The organism is Desulfovibrio sp. 1214_IL3152, from assembly GCF_036763055.1.
Lineage (GTDB): Bacteria > Desulfobacterota > Desulfovibrionia > Desulfovibrionales > Desulfovibrionaceae > Desulfovibrio.
Map to the genome: position 1 here is coordinate 1 of NZ_JBAIYW010000090.1, position 2,555 is coordinate 2,555.

General features: G+C 61.1%; 2 protein-coding genes. Both read left to right on the forward strand.

Annotated features, from left to right (window positions below; genetic code table 11):
- A partial coding sequence (gene lon, locus V6C07_RS01750; protein ID WP_333534675.1) for an endopeptidase La occupies positions 1 to 1,988 on the forward strand: 1,988 nt, incomplete at its 5' end.
- A 5-nt stretch (positions 1,989 to 1,993) separates the two neighbouring features.
- Positions 1,994 to 2,555 (forward strand): N5-glutamine methyltransferase family protein (locus tag V6C07_RS01755; RefSeq protein WP_333534676.1); only part of this gene is annotated, 562 nt, incomplete at its 3' end.

Genomic DNA, 2,555 nt, shown 5'->3' on the forward strand with positions numbered 1-2,555 from the left:
ACATGCGCATGAAAACGGCCGACGCACAGCAGATTCTTGAGGCGGAAGACCCGCTGGACCGCCTCATGCTGGTCAACACCCAGTTGCAGCGCGAGGTTGAGGTCGCCACCGTGCAGGCCCGCATTCAGAGTTCGGCCCGCGAAGGCATGGACAAGGCTCAGAAGGACTACTTCTTGCGCGAACAGCTCAAGGCTATCCGCAGCGAACTTGGCGACAAGGACGATGAGGGAGAGGAAGAACTGGAAAGCCTGCGGGCCGCCCTGGACAAGGCCGGCATGCCCAAGGACGTGCGCAGGGAAGCCGACAAGCAGCTGCGCCGTCTGGCAGGCATGCACGCGGACTCTTCCGAGGCCAACGTGGTACGTACCTATCTGGACTGGCTGTCGGAACTGCCCTGGAAAAAGCTCTCGCGCGACAGGCTGGACATAGCCCACGCCAAGCAGATCCTGGATGAGGATCACTGCGGCCTGGAAAAAATCAAGGACCGTATTCTTGAATTCCTGAGTGTGCGCAAGCTCAATCCGCAATCCAAGGGACCGATTCTCTGTTTTGCCGGCCCTCCCGGCGTGGGCAAAACGTCCCTCGGACGTTCCATCGCGCGCGCACTGGGGCGCAAGTTCCAAAGGCTGTCCCTGGGCGGCATGCACGATGAGGCAGAAATACGCGGGCACAGGCGCACCTATATCGGGGCCATGCCCGGGCGCATCATCCAGAGCCTCAAACAGGCAGGTACACGCAACCCCGTCATTGTGCTGGACGAAGTGGACAAACTCGGCGCGGACTTCAGGGGTGACCCCTCGTCCGCCCTGCTGGAAGTGCTGGACCCGGAACAGAACCACACCTTCAGCGACCATTACCTGAACGTGCCTTTTGATCTTTCAAAGGTCATGTTTCTGTGTACGGCCAACCATCTGGAGACCATCCCGGCCCCTCTGCGCGACCGCATGGAGGTCATCACCCTGCCCGGCTACACCATGCAGGAAAAGGCCGAAATCGCCCGCAAGCATCTGTTGCCCAAAAAAATCAAGGAAAACGGCTTGCTGGAAAAGGATGTCTCGCTGGACGAGGCGGCCCTGGAAAAAATCATACGCGAGTACACACGCGAAGCGGGCCTGCGCAATCTGGAGCGCGAACTGTCCTCCATATGCCGCAAGCTGGCCCGCCGCAAGGCTGAGGGCAAGAAAGGGCCGTTCAGGGTCGGCGCTGCCGATGTGGAAAGGCTCTTGGGCGCACCCCGCTTTATTGAAGACGAAAAAGAAAAGAAGCTCATGCCCGGCATGGCTCTGGGCCTGGCCTGGACCCCCGCTGGCGGGGAAGTTCTTACCGTGGAAGCAACGGTGATGAAGGGCAAGGGCGGCCTTACCCTTACAGGCCAGTTGGGCGATGTCATGAAAGAAAGCGCTCAGGCCGCCTTAAGCTATATACGCAGCCGTGCTGACGAACTGGGTGTGGATCCGTCCTTTGTGTCGGAATACGACATTCATGTGCACGTCCCCGCGGGGGCCACGCCCAAGGACGGCCCTTCGGCAGGCGTAACGCTCACTACGGCGCTGATCTCGGCCCTCAGTGGGCGGCGCGTGCGCGCCGATCTGTGCATGACCGGCGAGATCACCCTTCAGGGCCGGGTGCTGCCCGTGGGCGGCATCAAGGAAAAAATCCTGGCCGGTGTGGCGCGCGGACTGAAGCACGTGATCATTCCGTGGCAGAACACCAAGGACCTTGAAGACGTGCCCAAGGAGCTGCTCAAGCGTATTGCCGTGCATCCTGTGCACCATTATGACGAGCTGCTGCCCCTGGTTTTTGAGGGCAAAAACGACAAAGGCGGCGCATCGGGCGCCGGGCAAACCGGTGGCAAGTCCGGCAAGGGCAAAGCCGCATCAGGCAAGAAAGATGTGGTTGCGGCCCTTCCATCCAAACCGGCGGCCCCTCGCCCCCGTCGAAAGGGTCAGGATGATGACCAGCGGCCCAATGCGGAAGCCGGAGCCTGAAGACGGTGCGTCTGCGTCAATATCTGATTGAAGCTGCGCAAACATTGCAAAAGGCGGGGGCAGACAGCCCCCGCCTTTGCGCGCAGGTGTTGGTTGAAAAAGCGTTGCACCTTGATCGCCTTGCCTGTGTCATGCAGGCCGAGCGACAATTGCACGCCCACGAAATTCAGATTTTGGACACCCTGCTCGCCCGCCGTGCCGCCGGGGAACCTCTGGCGCACATCACGGGCAGCAAAGAATTTTACGGTCGCGACTTTGCCGTGACACCCCACACCCTCATTCCCAGACCGGAGACAGAACTGCTCGTGGATAAAGCCCTGGCTGCCGCACGGGAAATGGTTTCTGCCGGAAACGGGCCGGATACCTCAGGCAGGCTCGCCGGACACGACGTGCAACTGCGCAAACCGGAAAGCATGTCCGCAGGTCGAGGTCCCTGTTTCGCGGATCTGGGCTGCGGTTCGGGCTGTATAGGCATCACGCTGGCCCTGGAACTGCCGCACTGGCAGGGCGTACTGGTGGACATCAGACCGGAGGCCGTAAAAACGGCCCGGCACAACGCCGCATGCC